The 532-nt window shown below is 59.4% G+C and carries 1 protein-coding gene; it reads left to right on the forward strand.

The features are described 5' to 3' along the window. On the forward strand, positions 1-532 hold a 532-nt coding region (locus RE027_RS18165; protein ID WP_368809699.1), incomplete at both ends, for a phage terminase large subunit family protein.

Here is a 532-nt window from a genome sequence, read left to right on the forward strand (position 1 = left end):
CATCGATATCAGTCATCAGGCGCTTGCCGGGGGCATGTTATGCGGGGACGGCCAGTGGCGGCAGATTGTCACCATTGAGGACGCGCTCGCCGGGGGCTGTACCCTGTTTAACCTCGACCAGCTCAGACAGGAAAACAGCGCGGATGACTTCCGTAACCTGTTTATGTGCGAGTTCGTCGACGATAAAGCGTCGGTATTCCCGTTCGAGGAGCTCCAGCGTTGCATGGTCGATGCGATGGAAGAATGGGAGGACTTCGAGCCATTCGCTGACCGTCCGTTTAACTGGCGTCCGGTCTGGATTGGCTACGACCCGTCACATACCGGCGACAGCGCAGGCTGTGCGGTGCTGGCTCCGCCGCTGGTTGCCGGTGGCAAGTTCCGCATCCTTGAGCGTCACCAGTGGAAAGGCATGGATTTTGCCGCGCAGGCCGAGGCCATCCGTGCGCTGACTGAGAAATACACGGTCGACTATATCGGCATCGATGCGACCGGCATCGGCCAGGGTGTTTACCAGCTCGTACGCTCATTCTTC

This window comes from Kocuria sabuli (assembly GCF_040981185.1).
GTDB lineage: Bacteria > Actinomycetota > Actinomycetes > Actinomycetales > Micrococcaceae > Kocuria > Kocuria sabuli.